This is a genomic window from Sporosarcina sp. 179-K 3D1 HS, from assembly GCF_047228905.1.
Classification (GTDB): domain Bacteria; phylum Bacillota; class Bacilli; order Bacillales_A; family Planococcaceae; genus Sporosarcina.
On sequence record NZ_JBFEGI010000001.1, the window covers coordinates 150,632 to 170,583 of the forward strand.

At 47.4% G+C, this 19,952-nt stretch carries 17 protein-coding genes; all 17 read right to left on the reverse strand.

The window, feature by feature from the left end:
- The gene (mutL, locus tag AB1K83_RS00805) at window positions 1–1,866 is read right to left on the reverse strand and encodes a DNA mismatch repair endonuclease MutL (RefSeq protein WP_413056251.1); all 1,866 of its coding nucleotides are present in this window, start codon (window positions 1,864–1,866) and stop codon (window positions 1–3) included.
- Between the two features lie 4 nt (window positions 1,867–1,870).
- Window positions 1,871–4,432 carry a DNA mismatch repair protein MutS gene (gene mutS / locus AB1K83_RS00810; protein ID WP_413056252.1) on the reverse strand — a complete coding sequence of 854 codons (2,562 nt, stop codon included), beginning with the start codon at window positions 4,430–4,432 and terminating at the stop codon, window positions 1,871–1,873.
- A gap of 120 nt (window positions 4,433–4,552) precedes the next feature.
- Window positions 4,553–5,089: an outer spore coat protein CotE gene (gene cotE / locus AB1K83_RS00815; protein WP_413056253.1), complete on the reverse strand. Its 537-nt coding sequence runs from the start codon at window positions 5,087–5,089 to the stop codon at window positions 4,553–4,555.
- Window positions 5,090–5,206: 117 nt separating this feature from the next.
- Complete coding sequence (locus tag AB1K83_RS00820; protein ID WP_413056254.1) at window positions 5,207–5,644, reverse strand: RicAFT regulatory complex protein RicA family protein; 438 nt, start codon at window positions 5,642–5,644, stop codon at window positions 5,207–5,209.
- Complete coding sequence (gene miaB, locus AB1K83_RS00825) at window positions 5,644–7,188, reverse strand: tRNA (N6-isopentenyl adenosine(37)-C2)-methylthiotransferase MiaB (RefSeq protein WP_413056255.1); 1,545 nt, start codon at window positions 7,186–7,188, stop codon at window positions 5,644–5,646. The genes AB1K83_RS00820 and miaB overlap by 1 nt, the downstream gene beginning before the upstream one ends.
- 203 nt (window positions 7,189–7,391) lie before the next feature.
- On the reverse strand, window positions 7,392–7,658 hold the full coding sequence (locus AB1K83_RS00830; protein ID WP_144399685.1) for a stage V sporulation protein S: 267 nt from the start codon (window positions 7,656–7,658) through the stop codon (window positions 7,392–7,394).
- An 87-nt stretch (window positions 7,659–7,745) separates the two neighbouring features.
- Window positions 7,746–8,543 (reverse strand): TIGR00282 family metallophosphoesterase, encoded by a 798-nt coding sequence (locus AB1K83_RS00835; RefSeq protein WP_413056594.1) that lies wholly within the window; start codon window positions 8,541–8,543, stop codon window positions 7,746–7,748.
- A 61-nt stretch (window positions 8,544–8,604) separates the two neighbouring features.
- On the reverse strand, window positions 8,605–10,161 hold the full coding sequence (rny, locus tag AB1K83_RS00840) for a ribonuclease Y (protein WP_413056256.1): 1,557 nt from the start codon (window positions 10,159–10,161) through the stop codon (window positions 8,605–8,607).
- A 243-nt stretch (window positions 10,162–10,404) separates the two neighbouring features.
- Complete coding sequence (recA, locus tag AB1K83_RS00845) at window positions 10,405–11,463, reverse strand: recombinase RecA (protein ID WP_413056257.1); 1,059 nt, start codon at window positions 11,461–11,463, stop codon at window positions 10,405–10,407.
- A 171-nt stretch (window positions 11,464–11,634) separates the two neighbouring features.
- Complete coding sequence (locus AB1K83_RS00850) at window positions 11,635–12,894, reverse strand: competence/damage-inducible protein A (protein WP_413056258.1); 1,260 nt, start codon at window positions 12,892–12,894, stop codon at window positions 11,635–11,637.
- Between the two features lie 18 nt (window positions 12,895–12,912).
- Window positions 12,913–13,491, reverse strand: coding sequence for a CDP-diacylglycerol--glycerol-3-phosphate 3-phosphatidyltransferase (gene pgsA, locus AB1K83_RS00855; RefSeq protein WP_413056259.1), 579 nt, complete (start codon window positions 13,489–13,491; stop codon window positions 12,913–12,915).
- Window positions 13,492–13,555: 64 nt separating this feature from the next.
- On the reverse strand, window positions 13,556–14,440 hold the full coding sequence (locus tag AB1K83_RS00860) for a RodZ domain-containing protein (RefSeq protein WP_413056260.1): 885 nt from the start codon (window positions 14,438–14,440) through the stop codon (window positions 13,556–13,558).
- An 18-nt stretch (window positions 14,441–14,458) separates the two neighbouring features.
- Complete coding sequence (locus AB1K83_RS00865) at window positions 14,459–15,259, reverse strand: DUF3388 domain-containing protein (RefSeq protein WP_413056261.1); 801 nt, start codon at window positions 15,257–15,259, stop codon at window positions 14,459–14,461.
- A gap of 209 nt (window positions 15,260–15,468) precedes the next feature.
- On the reverse strand, window positions 15,469–16,200 hold the full coding sequence (gene ymfI / locus AB1K83_RS00870; RefSeq protein ID WP_413056262.1) for an elongation factor P 5-aminopentanone reductase: 732 nt from the start codon (window positions 16,198–16,200) through the stop codon (window positions 15,469–15,471).
- Window positions 16,197–17,495, reverse strand: a complete 1,299-nt coding sequence (gene yfmH, locus AB1K83_RS00875; protein WP_413056595.1) for an EF-P 5-aminopentanol modification-associated protein YfmH — start codon at window positions 17,493–17,495, stop codon at window positions 16,197–16,199. The genes ymfI and yfmH overlap by 4 nt, the downstream gene beginning before the upstream one ends.
- A 2-nt stretch (window positions 17,496–17,497) precedes the next feature.
- The gene (gene yfmF / locus AB1K83_RS00880) at window positions 17,498–18,778 is read right to left on the reverse strand and encodes an EF-P 5-aminopentanol modification-associated protein YfmF (RefSeq protein ID WP_413056263.1); all 1,281 of its coding nucleotides are present in this window, start codon (window positions 18,776–18,778) and stop codon (window positions 17,498–17,500) included.
- Between the two features lie 213 nt (window positions 18,779–18,991).
- Window positions 18,992–19,951: an ABC transporter permease gene (locus AB1K83_RS00885; RefSeq protein WP_413056264.1), complete on the reverse strand. Its 960-nt coding sequence runs from the start codon at window positions 19,949–19,951 to the stop codon at window positions 18,992–18,994.
- Window position 19,952 lies beyond the last annotated feature (1 nt).

The following is a 19,952-nucleotide window of genomic DNA, read 5'->3' on the forward strand; positions in this document are numbered from 1 at the left end:
TCACATAACGCGCTTAAACATCTTTTCAATTTCATACGTCGTGAAATGGACGAGGACAGGTCTTCCATGCGGGCATGTATACGGATTCTCCGCCTCGGACAAGTCCGCTAACAACCTTTCCATATCTGCGATTGTCAAGTAATGATTCGCCTTAATGGACCGTTTGCAGCTCATGAGGATGGCCGCCTCTTCGCGGAGCTTGCCGATATCGACTCTTCGGGTATTCAGCACCTGTTCGATGATTTCTTCAATTATAGCCGTCTCTTCCCCCGCCGGGAACCAAGCGGGATATTCCTTGACCGCATACGAGGAAGGACCGAACTCCTCCAAGAAAATACCGACATTTTCTAGGTTTTCCCGGTTTTCCTCAATTTTCATCTTCTCATCCGCCGAGTAATGAAAAATTAATGGAATTAGTAATAATTGGCGTTCTACATTCTCCGCTTTAGAAAGCTTATCCCTGAAAAATTCATACTTGATCCGCTCCTGCGCGGCATGTTGGTCGATCATGAAGAAACCGTCCTCGTTCTGCGCGACGATATACGTCCCATGTACTTGCCCGACCGGAACGAGGGACGGGAACCTTTTCACTTCATCTGTAGCAGGAGAAGGTTCAGAGAAGCCATCCTCTGTCACTTCCAAGCTGTTGACAGATTCATTTACTACCCAAGTTGTGGCCTCTTCTTCCATTTCACGGGCCACCTCCATGATGGCAGGCTCCACTACCGGCTCTACCGTCGTCGTTTCGGTTGGATTTGGGAGTGTTTGCGTAACCACCGTTGCGGGCGTAGTACGCACCGGACGGATATCATCCCATATTTTCACTTGTTCGGAATGCCTTTTTGGGACCGTCTCTTTTTTAATGGCATCCGGGACAATCACCTGTTTCTTAATTGCTTCGCGGATGGCTTCCTTCAGCAAGGCGAGCAGTTCGCCTTCCTTGCTCATGCGGATATGCTGCTTTGCCGGATGGACATTGACATCTGTCAGCAGCGGGTCCCCCTCGACATTGATGACAGCAATCGGAAAACGGCCGATTGGCAAATACGTATGAAACGCATCGAAGACGGCATGATTCACAGGATGGCTTTTCACCCATCTCCCATTGACAATCAACGTTATATAATTCCGCGAGGCTCGAGTCATTTCCGGCAGACTGACATAGCCTTGTACGTGGTAATCCGCATTACTTCCAGAAAACGGGATCATCTTCTTTGCGACTGATATGCCGTAAATATCGGACAGCACACGGCGCTGATCCCCACTACCAGATGTCCGCAGAATCACTTGACTCGAGTGCGCCAGTTTGAATGAAATACCCGGATGACTTAAGGCGAGCCGGTTGATTAAATCAATCGTATGCCCAAGCTCCGTCTGGATCGTCTTCATATATTTCAACCTAGCGGGCGTATTGAAGAACAATTGGGAAACCGTAATATCCGTCCCTTTCCGGAAAGGCGCATCACTATGCTTCGTCACGCGCCCCCCATCCATCTGGACTTCCGTTCCGGTCGTTTCTCCGTCTGAAGTGAACAGGGCCACTTTAGATACCGCGGCAATACTCGCGAGAGCTTCCCCGCGAAAGCCAAGCGTCCGGATTCGGAAGAGATCATGTTCATTATCGATCTTGCTTGTCGCATGGCGCTCGAATGCTTGGACCGCATCTTGGCGAGACATCCCTTTGCCATTATCCGTCACCCGGATGGATGTCAGTCCCGCTTCTTCCAATGTAATTTCAATGACGGTGCTTCCAGCATCAATTGCGTTTTCGACAAGCTCTTTCACGATGGACGCCGGACGTTCGACGACTTCCCCCGCCGCAATCTTATTGGAAAGCTGGTCGTCCATCACTTTGATAATGTCCATGGTTTCACCCTTTCGACGTTTGTAGCTTTTCTTTCAGTTCATACAACAAGTGCATCGCCTGCATCGGCGTCATATTCAAAATATCTGTTTGTTTGATGCCATCGAGCACGTCTTGCTCTTCAGCCGATATGGCCGGCTTTTCCTCTTGGGGCAAATCAAAGAACGTCAGTTGCTCCGGCTCGCTTTCCCGAACCGGCTCCTCGCGTTCAAAATGGTCGAGAAGATATTTTGCCCGCTCCAACAGTGGTGCAGGAAGCCCGGCAAGATCCGCGACATAGATCCCATAGCTTTTATCTGCCGCTCCAGCCATCACTTTGTGAAGGAAAACAACCTTCCCATCTTGCTCCATCGCCGCAACATGGACATTTTCCAGCCGGTCCAATTCCTTATCCAATTTGGTCAATTCATGATAGTGGGTGGAGAATAACGTATTAGCCCCGATTTCATGGTGAATATGCTCCATCATCGCTTGTGCGAGCGCCATTCCATCGTATGTCGAAGTGCCCCGTCCGATTTCATCGAACAGCAGCAGACTTTTTTCCGTCGCATTCGCAATGGCGTTCTGCGATTCCATCATTTCCATCATGAACGTACTTTGTCCGGACGCCAGATCATCGGCCGCCCCGATCCTCGTGAAAATCTGGTCGGTGACCGGCAGGAGCGCCTCTTCGCAAGGTACATAACAGCCGATCTGCGCCATGACGACCGTCAGCGCCACTTGCCGCATATACGTACTTTTCCCGGACATATTCGGCCCTGTGATCAACAGCATATTAGCTTCTTCTTTTAATTTGCAGCTATTGGGCACGTACAGGGAGTGGTCCATCATCTTTTCAACAACCGGGTGGCGGCCATTCTTGATTTCCAGTGCCTTACCATTATGGAACACCGGTTTTACGAAATTCCGTTTCTCCGACACTTCTGCAAAAGCCAGCAAGACATCCAATTCACTCAAAACGCTCGCCAACTGCTGAACCCGGCGGATATGGCGCTTCATCTCATCCCGCACTTTGGTGAACAGCGTATACTCCAGCTCTAGCCCATCCGCTTCCGCGTTCAGTATCAAATCCTCTTTCTCTTTCAGTTCAGGCGTTATGTACCGTTCGGCATTGGCGAGCGTTTGCTTGCGCTCATACCGCTCCAAATCCACTAGATGGATATTGGATTTCGTGACCTCAATAAAATACCCGAATACTCGGTTATACCCGATTTTCAACGTTTTGATACCTGTCCGGTCTCGCTCCACCCGTTCCAGGTCTGCGAGCCACTCCTTGCCGTTTCTTGAAGCGTCCCGGTACGCATCCAGTTTTTCTTGGTAGCCGTCGCGGATGACGCCGCCTTCCTTGACAGAAATCGGCGGATTCTCCGCGATGGCCGCTTCCAGTAACGCTAACGCTTCTTGGCAAGGATCAATCCGTCCGGCAAATTGGCGGAGGATCGGCTGTTCTGACTCTTGTAACTTCTGCTGGATGGCCGGTACACTCCGAAGAGAATTCCGTAATTGCGCCAAGTCACGTCCACCTGCGCTTCCCATCGAAATTCGCCCTGCCAGCCGTTCCAAGTCATACACTTCACGCAAATGGGTTTTCAGTTCCTCGCGGAGAAAGAATTCTTCTACAAGTTCCGTCACGGTATCCAACCGATTCTCAATCGCTCGTTTATCCGCAAGTGGCTGATGGATCCACATTTTCAACTTCCGGGCGCCCATCGCCGTCACCGTTTCATCCAGTAGCCAATAAAGCGTTCCTTCCTTCGTCCCATTCCGGATGGATTGGACAAGTTCCAAGTTCCGCATCGAATTGGCATCGATCGAAAGCTTCGCCTGTTTTTGAATGAATTCGAACGGTCGGATATGATCGAGCGCCGTCTTTTGCGTTCGGTTCACATACGAAAGGAGCATCTGGCACGCTTCCACCGTGTCGGGCGGGAGCTCATCAAACAGGTCCTTCGCTGACAAGTCTTCGCCGGTATACTCGACGGACAGCAGTATGTTACGCTTCGCCATACTGTCCCCCAACGTCAGATGGAGACTCTCGCCCACGACAACTTCACGCATGCCCAAGGCGCTGATTTCCCCAATCAAGGACCGCTCGTCCCCATCGACATACTCCACTTTCCCCTCGCCCGTCGCCAAATCCAAATAGGAAAGAGCATAAAGGGACTCGCTAATTTGATCTGCCGCGCCGATAAAATGGTTCGTATGCGCATCAATCGTTTTCCCTTCCGTCATCGTGCCGGGGGTGACAATTCGTACCACTTCCCGTTTCACAATCCCCTTCGCTTCCTTTGGATCCTCGGTCTGCTCACAAATTGCCACTTTATGGCCCTTCCGCACAAGCGTCTCGATATAGCCAGTCGCCGAATGATACGGAATCCCGCACATCGGTATTCGATCCTCGCTCCCCGCATCCCGGCTTGTCAGCGTAATCTCCAAGAGTTGCGAAGCCTCGATCGCATCCGTGAAAAACATTTCATAAAAATCACCTAGCCGGAAAAATAAAAAAGCATCCTCATATTCGGATTTCACTTGCAAATACTGTTGAATCATCGGTGTATAAGTCGTCATTCCGTACCCTCACTAAATAAAGCTTTTTCTTAATTATATCATCCAATGCAATGGAGGGCACGGGGTCGTTCCGTCTGAAAATAATTCTTTCATCAAAAAAAGCCGGAGATGGATTCCGGCTTAAAGTGAGGATGAATCTTTTCCTTTTTCATGATCGTCTTCCTGCTGCCCCCGGACCTCAGCATGGGAAGAGGATTCTTCCCGGAACGGCCATTGATCTTCGAAATGGCCATGTGGATGCACTGAGATGAGTACCTTGGTTTCGCCCACCACTTCCGCCAGCAACTCACGCTCCACACAAATATTAAATTTCTGCCCGCAGTCCGAAATAGTCGCTTTTGTGCAATTCGGATGCTGCAATACGGTCACTAAAATATCTTCCTGACCGGAAGTAGGCTCATCCCGATAATGCAAACGAATCCGGTCTTTGTAAGGGACCGATTCGGTGAAAACGGCTGTTTTGGAATGATCATGATGGGAATACCACACATTGACATCGAATTTCCCGGTCACCTCTATATATTTCCCATGTTTTTTTGCGTGATGGGTATGATTGATGACCCAGCAGCCCAAAATGCTTGTCGGCCCATTCGGCGGCTTGAGCACAACATCTTGCTCTGTACGTTTCTTCCCTTTTGCGATAACTGCCTTCGTCACGATCTGCCGTAAATTTTTCAGTTCGATTCCTCCTCCATTCGCTTCAATCCATCTTATGCAAATGGAGCCCAGAAAGTGAAAAAAATCGGCGTAAAAATTAATTTACGCCGATCCCTTTTATTTCCCTAATTTATCATATGTCGTGTTTTCTACATAAGATCCCGTTTCGCCACGGCGTAAATCGCCGCCTGTCGAGATGATGATTTCATTTGTCACGGTGTTTGCAATCGTGTTGGATACCAATTGCAGCAAATCGTTCACTTCATACTGGGCCTGCTTGAATTCATCGACAATCGGCACTTCATCAATTTCGTCCTGAATCTTCTCGATCTTTTGCTCAATGATTTTCAATGCTTTCTCTTTCCCATACTGCTGGAAATTAACCGCCTGCTTTTGCAATGATTTCAAACTTGCAATGCTTTCACGGATTTTTGTGTTTTCATTGATTTGCGCTTCTGCTCGTTTATAAAACTCGACTTCTTCCGTATTAGCGATCATCATCGCAATTTCTTTCGATTTTGCGATAATGTCATCCTTCGTATACTGCTTTTCCATTAGATTATCACCTTATCCTTTTCTACGACGCCAAGATATTCACCGTCGAGTGACCAAGTTTTGGCTTCCGTAATTTTTACGTACACAATTTCACCGATGACTGATCGGGGAGCCTTGAAGTTGACCAGTTTGTTTTTCTCCGTATAACCTGCCAGTACGTCCGGGTTTTTCTTGCTCTCCCCTTCCACCAACACTTTGACGGTTTTGCCTTTATATGGCTTCATCGCTTCCGCAGACATCTCATTGACTAATTGGTTCAAACGCTGCAGACGCTCCCGTTTCACTTCCATCGGAATATTGTCGACCATTTTAGCTGCCGGCGTCCCTTCCCGCGGTGAATAAATATACGTATAGGCCGTTTCAAAGCCGACTTCTTTATACAGAGAGAGCGTTTCTTCAAATTGCTCATCCGTTTCATTCGGGAAGCCGACAATGATATCCGTTGTCAACGTGACATTCGGAATCGCTTGTTTAATTTTACGGACCAATTCCAAAAATTGTTCCCGGCTATATTTCCGCGCCATGATTTTCAGGATTTCGCTGGATCCCGATTGGACAGGCAGATGGATATGATCCAACAAGTTACCGCCTTTTGCCAATACTTCAATGAGATGGTCATCGAAATCGCGTGGATGGCTTGTCGTAAAGCGGATTCTTGGAATGTCGATTTTGCGGAGCTCGTCCATCAAGTCACCGAGACGATAATTCATGTCCTCGAAATCCTTGCCATACGCGTTGACATTCTGACCGAGTAACATGATTTCCTTATAGCCTTCCGCGGCTAACTGGCGGACTTCCTGAATAATATCTTTCGGCCGTCTGCTCCGTTCCTTGCCTCGCGTATAAGGAACGATGCAATACGTACAGAACTTGTCACAACCATACATGATATTGACCCAGGCTTTGATATTGCCGTGACGGACCTTCGGAAGGTTTTCGATAATGTCCCCTTCCTTCGACCACACTTCCACGACCATCTCCTTGGATAAATACGCCTCATTCAAAATATGTGGCAGGCGATGGATATTATGGGTACCGAAAATCATATCGACCTGCTGATATGTTTTCAAGATTTTATTGACAACCGATTCTTCTTGGGACATACATCCGCAGACCCCGATTAGGATATCCGGATTTTTTTGCTTTAATGGCTTCAAATGCCCGAGTTCCCCGAACACTTTGTTTTCCGCATTTTCCCGGATAGCACAAGTGTTCAATAATATGACATTAGCCTCTTCCACATTATCGGTCGCTTCGTAGCCGAGGTTTTGGAAAATGCCAGCCATGACTTCCGTGTCATGCTCATTCATCTGGCAGCCATACGTGCGTATATAAAATTTCCGGCCCATGCCCATGCCGTGGAACCGTTCTTCGATCTCAAAATCATCGTGGTAGGAAATTTCCTCTTTCCCACGTTTTTTCGCTTCTTTTAGAGATGGCGGGGTATAGACCGTTTGGAAATATTGACTGTAGTCCTTCTCTTTCGCCGGTTTTGCTAATCCCGGCTTCACAAGCCCTGCTTGCAGGCGTTGCTCTTCATTCATTTGCAAATGTCCCCTTTCTAACCTTGCGGGATTTAGACATATCGTACCTATTATACTGAAACGAACGCCCGCTTTACAAGGTTAGGCTATTTTGTTGGCGGATTGTCACACTTACCTTGGTATATTGGATACATTCCACTACAAATAAAAAACGGTTGCTCCCGAGCTGAAGGAACAGCCCGGGGACAACCGTCTCCCTGGATTTATTTTTGCCTTTTTTCAACCAATAATTTCAACGCGGTGCGGCCTTCTCCATTGATTTGGATGTCAGTGAACGCAGGTGCGCAAACGAGATCACCCCCGCTAGGTGCTACGAATCCTCTTGCAATCGCCACTGCTTTTACCGCTTGGTTCAATGCGCCTGCCCCGATTGCCTGCATTTCCGCATAGCCTTGGTCCCGGATGACCGCGACGAGTGCCCCAGCAACTGAATTCGGATTCGAGCGGGATGATACTTTCAATGGATTCACCATTATTCCTCCTTATTTTCCTGTGTCTATGGAATGCAGTACTCCATAAACCATCCTATGAAACAAGGAGGCTAATTAGACGCGATTTCATCCGATGAACGGGCGGTTTTCATTGATGGCGATGCGTTCGATGGAGATTGCCTGTCCAGTTGAGTCATTAATTTCCACCACTAGCCCGTTCAATTGGGCCCGTCCTTTTTTCGGCACTTCGAATCGGACTGGCAAATTCGTTTTGAAACGGTAGAGGACATCCTCTTTTTTCATTCCTAGAATTTCATCATATGGTCCGGTCATGCCGGCATCCGTCAAATAAGCGGTCCCGCCGGGCAAGATCCGGTCGTCTGCAGTTTGGACATGGGTATGTGTCCCGACAACGACGGAAGCCTTGCCGTCCAAATGCCAGCCCATCGCGATTTTCTCGCTCGTCGCTTCCGCATGGAAATCGACAAACACGAGAGGCGAGATTTCCTTCGCCTGCGCCACCAGCTCATCGGCCTTTTCAAAAGGATCCCCGTGGGGCGGTAAAAAGACGCGGCCGTGCAAATTGATCACCGATAACGTCACCCCATTTTTTGTGATGGTCGTCATCCCTTTGCCCGGAGCCTCCACCGAAAAGTTCGCGGGCCGAATCAAATAATCCGTGTCATCGATGAAATCAAAGATCTCTTTATGATCCCATGTGTGATTACCCATCGTGATGACATCCACGCCAGCGCGGAGCAAGTCGTCAAAAATAGAACGGGTGATGCCCCGGCCCGAAGCCGCATTTTCTCCATTAGCAATGACGACATCCGGCGCATATTTCTTTTTCAGTCGAGGTAGGTAATCAAACACCATGTCCCGACCAGGTGATCCGACGATATCTCCTATAAATAAAACTTTCATCATAACTCCTCTTTCAATAGAAAAGAGCTTCCGAACTTTTGCACGGAAGCCCCTTTTTCTCTTATTTTGCATATTCGACGGCACGGGTTTCCCGAATGACCGTCACTTTAATATGTCCTGGATAATCCAGTTCTTCTTCAATTCGTTTCCGGATATCGCGCGCCAGCCGATGCGCGGTAATGTCATCGATCTGGTCTGGCCGGACGATGATGCGAACTTCCCGTCCTGCCTGAATGGCAAACGACTTCTCTACCCCGTCGTAAGACTCGGAAATCTCTTCGAGTTTTTGCAATCTGCGAATATAGTTTTCCAAAGTCTCACTGCGAGCTCCCGGTCGTGCAGCGGATAAGGCATCTGCCGCAGCGACGAGTACGGCGATGACAGAAGTTGGTTCCGTATCCCCGTGATGGGAAGCGATGCTGTTGATGACCACCGGATGTTCTTTATACTTTGTCGCCAGCTCGACGCCGATTTCAACGTGGCTGCCTTCGACTTCATGGTCAATCGCTTTCCCGATGTCATGAAGCAATCCGGCCCGTCTCGCGAGCGTCACATCTTCTCCTAATTCCGCTGCCAACAATCCAGCGAGATAGGCGACTTCCGTGGAATGCTTCAAGACGTTTTGACCATAGCTTGTACGGAATCGCAATCTTCCCAAGATTTTGATCAAATCAGGGTGCAAATTATGAACGCCGACATCAAAAGTCGTTTGCTCTCCAGTTTCCCGGATCAGTTCGTCCACCTCGCGCCTTGATTTGTCCACCATTTCTTCGATGCGAGCCGGATGAATACGGCCGTCTTGTACGAGTTTTTCCAGTGCAAGACGTGCAGTTTCTCGACGGATCGGATCGAACCCGGACAGTATGACTGCTTCTGGTGTATCATCAATAATCAGATCAATACCTGTCAATGTTTCAAGTGTCCGGATATTACGCCCTTCCCGGCCGATGATACGGCCTTTCATTTCGTCATTCGGCAAGTTGACCACCGAAACGGTCGTCTCTGCGACATGATCGGCAGCGAAACGTTGCAATGCAAGGGAAAGGATTTCGCGTGCTTTCTTATCAGATTCCTCTTTTGCACGCTGTTCCGATTCCTTGGTCATGACAGCGATATCTGTAGAAAGTTCTTTCTCCACTTCATCCAAGATGATGCGCTTAGCCTCATCCCGCGTCAATGAAGAGATTCTTTCGAGTTCCGCCTGTTGAAGGGTAACAAGTTCTTCCGCCTTGCGTTCCATCTGTTCAATATGCTGTTGTCTTCCGGTTAGCGCTTCTTCTTTGCGCTCCAGACCCGCTTCTCTTTTGTTGAGAGCATCATCCTTGCGGTCATGATTTTCTTCCCGTTGCAAAAGACGGTTTTCCTGTTTTTGCAGTTCCGCTCTTCTTTCACGGATTTCAGTTTCCGCTTCAATTCTCAGTTTGTGAGTTTCATCCTTCGCTTCCAGTAGTGCCTCTTTTTTCATAGCCTCCGCTTCCCGCTTCGCCTCTTCGACGATTTGTTCTGCCGAGTGTTTGGCACCCGTAACTTTTGATTCGTTCACTTTCCTATTAACAAAATAGATAACAACGGCACCGACGATGAGACCGAGCAAAGCGGAGATGATATTTTCTAACATCCTGGTCACCTCCTCCTGCTATTCTTTTCATTTTCAGTCGGCTCGTATATTAAGGTTCAACATACTGCCAATATTCATTTCAGTAATTTGAAATTATACACTACTAATTGTATCGGTGTGAAAAAGACATGTCAAGGATTGGGACATGAGTTTGGAATAATATTACGGCTTTAAAGGTATTGACAGGTTCGTATAGGAAAAAACCGAACCCCCTCATTTCGGGTGGTTCGGTTTTGGAGTGGATTATTCTTCATCTAGCAATAATTCTAGCTCGTCTTCTTCCTCTTCCTCATGAGCGGCGATGACATAGTTTGCGCTTGCCAGCCCGTACGAATCCCGGATTTTGTTGGCAATTTCGGAACGGATGGACGGGTTTTCTTTGAGGAATTGCTTCGCATTCTCTCGACCTTGTCCAAGACGCTCGCCTTCGTAAGAATACCAGGAGCCGCTCTTTTGAACGACTTCCACTTCGACGCCAAGGTCGACGATCTCCCCTTCTCTGGAAATCCCTTCCCCGTACATGATGTCAACTTCAGCCGTACGGAATGGTGGTGCCACTTTGTTTTTCACGACGCGGATCCGCGTTTTGTTCCCGACGATATCATTGCCTTGTTTGATCGCTTCACCGCGGCGGACATCCAATCGCACGGATGAATAGAATTTCAATGCACGGCCTCCTGGTGTTACTTCTGGATTACCGAACATGACACCGACTTTCTCACGGATCTGGTTGATGAACACGGCGAGTGTTTTCGATTTATTGATCGCTCCGGAAAGCTTCCGCAACGCTTGGGACATGAGACGGGCTTGGAGACCGACGTGGGAATCCCCCATCTCCCCTTCAATTTCCGCCTTTGGAACGAGGGCAGCCACCGAGTCGATGACGATAATATCAATCGCACCGCTTCGTACGAGAGCTTCCGCAATTTCAAGCGCCTGTTCTCCCGTATCCGGTTGGGATAATAGCAATTCATCGATATTGACGCCTAATTTCTGGGCGTAAACCGGATCAAGCGCATGCTCCGCATCGATGAAGGCAGCCTGTCCACCGTTAGCCTGCACTTCTGCAATAGCATGGAGGGCGACAGTCGTTTTACCGGAGCTCTCCGGACCATAGATTTCGATTACCCGTCCACGCGGGTACCCCCCCACTCCAAGAGCGGCATCGAGTGCAAGCGAACCGCTCGATGATGTGGAAATTTCACGGTCCGTCTGTTCTCCCATTTTCATAACGGAACCTTTCCCGAATTGTTTTTCTATTTGTTTTAATGCCATATCCAAAGCGGCTTTACGATCGCTCAAAATAGTTCCTCCCTTAATGTAAGTAATATGCTTTTTTCTTTCTATCTCTACTATACTCCTTTATTGAGAAATACTCAAGAAAAAAGCGAACGCTTATTCGTTTTATTTATTCATTCCCAGCTTTTAATTGAGAATGTAAAGGGAAATTTAAACTTTAATTGAGAAATCGACTTAAAACATTTTTTTCGCCTCTTTTTTTTCCATATGTTTAATTAAGTAATAGATTGCAAAAAAGGCGGCACGACGCCGGTTTGCATTCCGGGAACCGGAAAGGGACAATTTATACGTCTCCATTTCCGCATCATCCGACACGATACCGATCCATACAGTCCCGACAGGCGTGCCATCATGCGGCTCTGGACCCGCAGCTCCGGTCAGCCCGACCCCGATGCTCGATCCGAATTTCCGTTTCACACTCACCGCAAGGGCTGCTGCACATTCCGAACTGACAATGCCGAACTCATCCAATAACCCTTGGTCCACCTCGAGCTGATCGACTTTCGCCTGTTCGTTATAAACGACGACGCCGCCTTCCAATGAAACTCCGATTCCAGGCTCTTTTCCAAGCTCCGCCATGAACAATCCGGATGTCAGACTTTCGGCGGCGGCTATCGTCCAGCCATTCTGAAACAGCATTTCCGCTGCTTTCGAAGATAAAGTATCATCATCTACCCCAAAGACATATTCGCCAACAATCGCCCTGATTTCGCCCTCAACAGGTGCAATCAGTTTGTTCGCTTCATCAAGCGATTCGGCTTTTGCCGTAATGCGTAACGTTACTCCTTCAGCCGAAGCAAGAGGTGCGATTGTCGGATTCGTCTGCTTCTCCAAAATCGGCTGGATCCGGTATTCGAGTTCCGCTTCCCCGATCCCGTAAAATTTTAAAACGCGGGAGGAGATCACTTCTTTCCGCCCTGTCACACCAAGCAAATAGGGAATCGCAAAATTGGTGAACATAGGCTGCATTTCATGCGGAGGTCCAGGCAATAAAACATATTGGATACCGTCTTTTTCGACCGCCATCCCGGGTGCCATCCCATTTCGGTTGGGCAGGACAATCGCATCTTTGAAAACCAATGCCTGCTTCTTATTGTTTTCTGTCATGACCCGACCGCTTTTCTCAAAATATTGCTGAATCGTAAAAAGGGCCTCTTCATCACTGACCAAGGTCGATCCAATATGTTTCACGATCGTTTCTTTCGTCATATCGTCCTTTGTCGGTCCGAGTCCACCCGTGAAAACAAGGACATCCGCCCGTTTTTTTGCAATTCCGATCACTTCATCCAAGCGGTCCGGATTATCCCCGACCACTGTTTGGAAATGAACATCGATTCCAATTTCCGCAAGCTTCTCTGATATGAATTGTGCATTTGTATTCGTAATCTGGCCGAGCAATAACTCGGACCCGACCGCGATAATTTCCGCTTTCATCCATCCACATCCTTTTCTTTACATTGAATCTAACAGCACTCTTCTGTTTTTATAGAAATAATCAACGCCTGACCACACGGTGAAGATAAGTGCTATATAAAGCATGATTATGCCGAATGGAATACCGAGAGAGGCAAAAAATATATTATTCAAAAGAAGCGAAGCAATAGCCAAAATCTGTGCCGTTGTTTTGATCTTCCCTAGCTGATTGGCTGCGACGACCTCTCCGCCTCCTGCAAGAATCAATCGGAGTCCCGTGACAGCAAATTCACGGCTGATGATGACAATGACGATCCAGGATGGGGCGGCCCCTAATTCCACAAGAATGATCATTGCTGCTGAAACGAGGAGCTTGTCCGCTAACGGATCTAGAAATTTCCCCATATTCGTGACGAGTCCATATTTTCGGGCAATAAACCCATCCAGCCAATCGGTGACTGAGGCAAAAATGAAAATCAATCCGCCAATTAGATGTTCTACTGACAATTCGGTCCCTCCGACATGTACACGGCCAAAACCTAAATCGACTAGCATGAACACCATGAATACGGGAATGAGCAAGACACGGGAGACCGTGATTTTATTCGGCAAGTTCATACAACAAAGTTCTCCTTTCTATATATACCTCTCTTCAAAGAAAATAGTCATCCATTACAGATGACTATTGCTCTTTCTTGTATTCAATGATGATGTTTTGAGTAATTTTGGGTGAAGCGTACTCCAATAGCTCGCCATTGACGTAAATTTCCGTGCTCTGGGTGCGTCCAACACGAATCCGTACCCGGTCCGTATCTGAGACATCCAGTTCCACTTGTTCCCCGGCACTCAATGTGCGTGCGTTGGGAGTCATCCGTTCCTGTCTGGCACTATCGAGTACACCGATCCACGAATCCCCGGCTGTTTTAATTTCGAGCTGGAATGTATCGGCATTGGTCAATGTATACATGGAGTCGTCTCCATTGATGCCTTCATGCTCCAATGTTTGCTCTTGGACGGGTTCCACATCTTCAGGATCTGGCACTTCATCAGGTGTCTCTGTCCCTTCCTCTGTTTCTCCATCCGCTTGCTCATTAGGCCGCTGTTCGACTGGTTTGTTTTTCTCTACTGTTGTAATTGTTTCCTCGGGCTGTACATCGACATTCGGATTAGTCGACGCATTGGATTTATACAAAATCCAAACGACTACCACAATGACAATGATGAATAATGCCACAATCACTTTCGGAATCGCTTCATTGATCCGGCTATCCTTCAGGCCTCTTCGTCTTCTAAGCGGTGCCGCGGGCTGCACAGAATCCTCTTCCGGCAATTCGGATGGAGTCGTTTCTTTATATAATGCTAACATTTCATCAGGATCGACCCCGACCGCTTCTGCATATTGCTTGATAAATGCGCGAACATAAAAAGAACCCGGCATCATGCTATAATCTTCGTTTTCAATACCGGAAAGGTATCTTTTCTGTATTTTTGTAATGGTCTGTAAATCTTCTAACGTATATCCTTTAGCTGTTCTCGCCTCTCGGAGACGATCACCTAATCCGGTCACCAAAAACACCTGCCTAATTTAAAAATTAAATAATCCGGGCCCTCCCCCCATCGTCCCCGGGTCGGACATCATATGGTTTTTTTCCATCATCTCATATGTAATTTCTTGTTCTGGGTCAGTCCGCAATTCAATGATATAGTCAAAATCCTCAATATCATATTCCGAATGCTGAACGAACATATCCGGATGTTCCACCACTTTAATCGATGGCACCCGCATAATCTCCCTTACTAGCTGCATATGCCGCTCATCTTCTGCACGACGCGTTACAATACCATCCAGGATGAAAATATTATCATCCGAAAATTCATCGCCCATCAACTTGCTCCGTACCGTTTGCTTGATCATTGTGGAAGATAGAAAAATCCACTTTTTATTGGCACAGACGCTCGCCGCGACAACTGATTCCGTCTTGCCGACTCGCGGCATCCCTCTAATTCCAATCAGTTTATGACCTTCTTGTTTGAAAATTTCTGCCATGAAGTCGACCAGAATTCCGAGGTCTCGACGAAGGAACCGGAATGTTTTCTTTTCATCCGCGTCTCGCTGAATATACCGACCATGCCGGACGGCTAAAATATCCCGCAGTTTCGGTTCGCGGATCTTCAACACTTTAATCGTCTCCATCGTGGATGCGATGAGTTCAAAACGCTTGATCTGGTCATCGTCTTCCGTTCGCAAAAGCATACCCCGGTGTCCACCATCCACACCATTGATCGTCATGATATTCACCCGTAACATTCCGAGCAGCGAAGCAATATCCCCGAGAAGCCCGGGCCGGTTCACTTGAATTTCGTATTCCAGATACCATTCACCCATTTGGCACACTCCTTTATCAATTACGCCTCGGCGTAGTCGCGTCCAGATTTTTTCGAGCTTGAGGCCGACAGGACAAGAAATGCTTCGGCAAAGCTACATCACTCGAGACCTATTCTATAAGACGAACGTGAATCAACTAAGTTCTATAATAGCGGATTCAATTGCTTAAGAAAAGCAAAAAAGAAACACGGTCGATCCTATACTGTCGATCACATATACCATCCGCCATTGACATTCATAATTTCGCCTGTCGTATAATCTGCCTTACCACTCAGCAGATAATCCACCGCTTGTGCTACGTGGTCGGGGATTCCAGGCTTCATGAGCGGGATTTCTTCCATCGCCATTTGCTGTTCATCTTCCGGAAGATGACCGTTCATGCGTGTGTCAATCCAACCCGGAGCCACTGCATTCACCCGGATTCCCGAGAATGCTGCCTCTTTGGCATACGCTTTGACGAAAGCATGCTGAGCGCCTTTCACTGCCGAATATACAACTTCGCCCGCTGCACCCGTCATGCCCCAAATGGAACCAATCATCACAACATAAGCTGTTTTGAAACCGCGTAATTGAGGAGAGACGGCTGCGATGAATCTTGCCGGGTTCCGGACATGGACTTTCCATAATGCATCCATATCCTCCGCAGTCGTTTCCGTCAATAATTTATACATCGATTGGCCATTCGCCACAACAATTGCTTGCACATCTTTCACTTGCCGGGCAAGATCAGCGCCGTCCACCTGGCCCAAATCAGCTTGGAGCAACCGGAATTCCAATTGTGGATTCGCCGTTTGCAACTCGTCCTGTAAACGCAGGACCGTTCCCGCATTATCATTATAATGGAGATACAGCGACCAGCCGGAAGCTGCAAGAACCCGGCTGATCGATTCTCCGATGCCGCCCGATGCCCCTAGGACGACACAAAAACCTTTTTTGGTCATTGTACTTTTTCCGAAGGGATGATCGTGAATACAGTGCGACCGCTTTCAGCTGAAAATGTCTGGAATGCGTTGTGCAGATCTTCCACTGTCAATTTTTCCAATGTAGGGACGACATCGAATAAATTCATTCCATTAAAAGCATAACGGGTGAACTGGTTGGCGATATATTCGGGTGAGTTCAATGATCTCATGAATTGGCCGATCCGCTTTTTCCTCATCCGATTCAAATCGTCTTCCGTCACCGGCCATGTAGCGACTGCTTCATCCATCGTTTTCCGGATCAATGCTTCCAACTTTTCCGGTTCCTCCGTATCAGAGCCGACCATCGCAAATCCAAATCCATGTTCCAATGAGAAATCATAGCTGAACGATTCATCAATAAGCCCTTCATTATACGCTTTCGTATAAAATTCGGAAGATCTGCCGAAGAGGATATCTAATACGAGATTGGAGGACAGCTCCTGAATGAGCATCTCTTCTCCTTGCACGTCGGTCTTATTGCATTTCATGCCAATATTCAGTTTAGGCTTCAAGACATCCATCTCTAATTTCCGTTCGACTGTAGCAATTGTCGCCGGTTCTTCAGGGAAGCGGCGAACAATCGTTTCAGGATCCTTGAATGACTTCGCCGACTGGTTTTTCTTGACGAAATCGATCATTTCTGCCGGATCGACCGCTCCTACAACGAAAAACACCATATTGGATGGATGATAAAACGTTTCATAACAAGTGTATAGATGTTCAGCCGTAATATCTTGAATCGATTCCACTGTTCCCGCGATATCGATCCTCACCGGATGTTGTTGCATCAGATTTTCAATCGTACCATAATAGAGGCGCCAATCGGGTAAATCATCGTACATCGTTATTTCCTGGGCAATAATCCCCTTTTCCTTCTCCACCGTTTTCTCCGTGAAATAGGGTTCTTGCACAAAATCGAGAAGAATTTCGGCGTTTTCATACAAGTTATCAGTAGCGGAGAATAAATACGAAGTCCGGGTAAAGGAAGTGAACGCATTAGCCGAAGCACCGTGGACACTGAACTTCTGAAAAACATCCCCGTCCTCTTTTTCGAACATTTTGTGCTCCAAGAAATGCGCAATTCCATCCGGTACCGTAATTTCTTCTGTGCCCCCGCGAGGAATGAATGACTGGTCAATTGAACCATATTTAGTCGTGAAGGTCACAAAAGTCTTGGAAAACCCTTTCTTCGGCAGGACATAGACGTCCAATCCATTATCGAGCTTTTCATTGTATAAGGTTTCTTGTAGCGTATCGAATTGTATTTTCTTCATCATCAAGCGGCCTCCTTGCCAGACAGCAAATACACGATTTCCAATGTGATCTCGGATGCCATTTTTTTCACATCTTCTTTTGTGACAGCCTCCCAGCCAGTGATAAGCAGATCGGCTGTGAACTGTTCATCCAGCTCCTTATATTGGTCAAACACTTCAATTTGCCCTCTCGCCGAGTCGAATGTACTCTTGATGCTATTCGTCAGCAAAGCTTTCGTCTGTTCGAGTTCAAGATCCGTAATTTCTCCGCGCTGCATAGCGTCAAGCTGTTCATTAATCAGCTTGACCGCCTTCTCTTCGAGTTCCGCATCAATTCCAGCCATGACATAAATCAGGCCATAATGTGCAGAGTAGGAACTGGAGGCGTAATAGGCCATGCTCTCTTTTTCCCGTACATTCATGAACAGCTTGCTATGTGCAAATCCTCCGAAAACGCCATTCGTCACCTGCATTTTCAAATAATCCGGATGGGTGAATAGAATCGGAGTGCTGAATCCAAGATGCAGTTTACCTTGTTTCATCTCTTGCTTTTCACGTACATTCCGGACATCCGATTGTTGTTCGGTCACACCTGGAGCAGCCGCTTTTCCTTCATTTTTCCGAACTGTCCGTGGTTGGAATGGGAACAGTTGCTTAATTTTTTCAGTCATTGCCTGTTCATCAACATCTCCGACAATGTAAATATCGATCTCATCATTTTGCAGCATGCTGTTGTAGGTATCCAACAATTCATCCGTAGTAATCGTTTCTACCTCTTCTTCCGTCCCATAGGATGAGGTGGAAACGGGGCTATCCGGACGCAATAATTCAAGCATCCTCTTTTGGGCATATCTCGTCTTATCGTCGTAAATGGATCGGATTCGTTCTTTAACAGAACGTTTTTCCCGTGCTACTATCGACTCATCGAACTTACCATCGATAAAATTCGGATTGAACACAACCGTCTGCAGTAAATCGAGCACTTTATCGAGCACGGTATCGCCGGTCAAATATTCATCGTTCACACATTCGGCATACAGGGACACGATATGTTTACTTGCCCGTTTCGTCGCATCCGTAAACATGACAGTCCCATATAATTCATCCAATGTGTTCCGCAGTTCGCTCTGCGTCCGGTATTTGCCATTGGAATCTTGCAGGACATTTGCCAAAACAGCACGATTCGCCGCTTTTTGGGAATCGAGTTCTGTTTTCCATTTCACTGAAAAATTGATCGTTTTAAATTGTTCCGATGGACGAATGTACAAATTAACGCCCTCTTGAAGATTAATCTTATTGAACATATAAACACCTCTGTTTTTGTTAATATGAGGATTCTCCACTTCACTATACATGTCAAATGCAGACCTGGGCAAATAACAGGTCACTTTTATTTCAATATGATTGTCGCTAAAAAGCTGCCCGGATGTCCGATAGACCTCCTAGGCAGCTTTCAAGCAGAACAAAAGTGCAGGAGTCATAAGCGATTTCCTCAAGGACTTACAGACACCTTTGTTTCAACGATTTCCTTTAATATATGGCTGGCCGATTGCTTTTGGTGCATTGGCCCGGCCGATAAATCCGGCAAGCGCCAAGATTGTCAACACATAGGGTAATATATGGAAGTAAACGGCAGGCACACTTTGCATGATTTGAATATTTGCAGAACTGATAGCTAGTGCTTGCGCAAAACCGAAAAATAGGGCGGCTCCCATTGCTCCGATCGGATGCCATTTCCCAAAAATCATTGCAGCCAACGCCATGAATCCTTGCCCATTGATCGTGGCATGACCGAAATCACCTGTCATCGTCTGGGAGTAGATGGCGCCGCCAATTCCGGCGAGCCCTCCCGAAATAATGACCGCAATATAGCGGATTTTCGTCACATTGATCCCCATCGTATCAGCCGCCATCGGATGCTCCCCAACAGAACGGAGGCGAAGCCCGAACGGTGTCTTATATAGGATAAACCAAGCGAGAAATGCCAAAGCGATCGCCGCGATGGATGACCCGTATAGACCTTTGAAAAACATCGGCCCAAGGATCGGAATATCTTTTAAAATCGGGATATTGATAAGCGGAATATTCCTCTGAATAAAATCCGTTTGTCCTTTATCGAAAATCATCTTTACTGAAAATAAAGCAACCGCGATTCCAAGCATATTAATCGCGACCCCTGAGACGACTTGGTCGGCCCGGAATGAAATGGAGGCGACCGCATGGATGATCGAAAACAAGGCAGAGACAACCATCGCCACAAGAAGCGCTATCCACGGTGTCCAAGCCCCGAAAGTTTCCGCAAAAAACAGATTGAAGATGATTCCGATGAAAGCACCCATGACCATTAACCCTTCCAAGCCGATATTGACGACTCCGGAACGTTCGGAAAAGACACCGCCGATTGCCGTGAATATGATAGGAGCAGCATATGCGATGGTGATCGGGACTATAAAGTATAGAAAGCCTAAAAAGCTCATC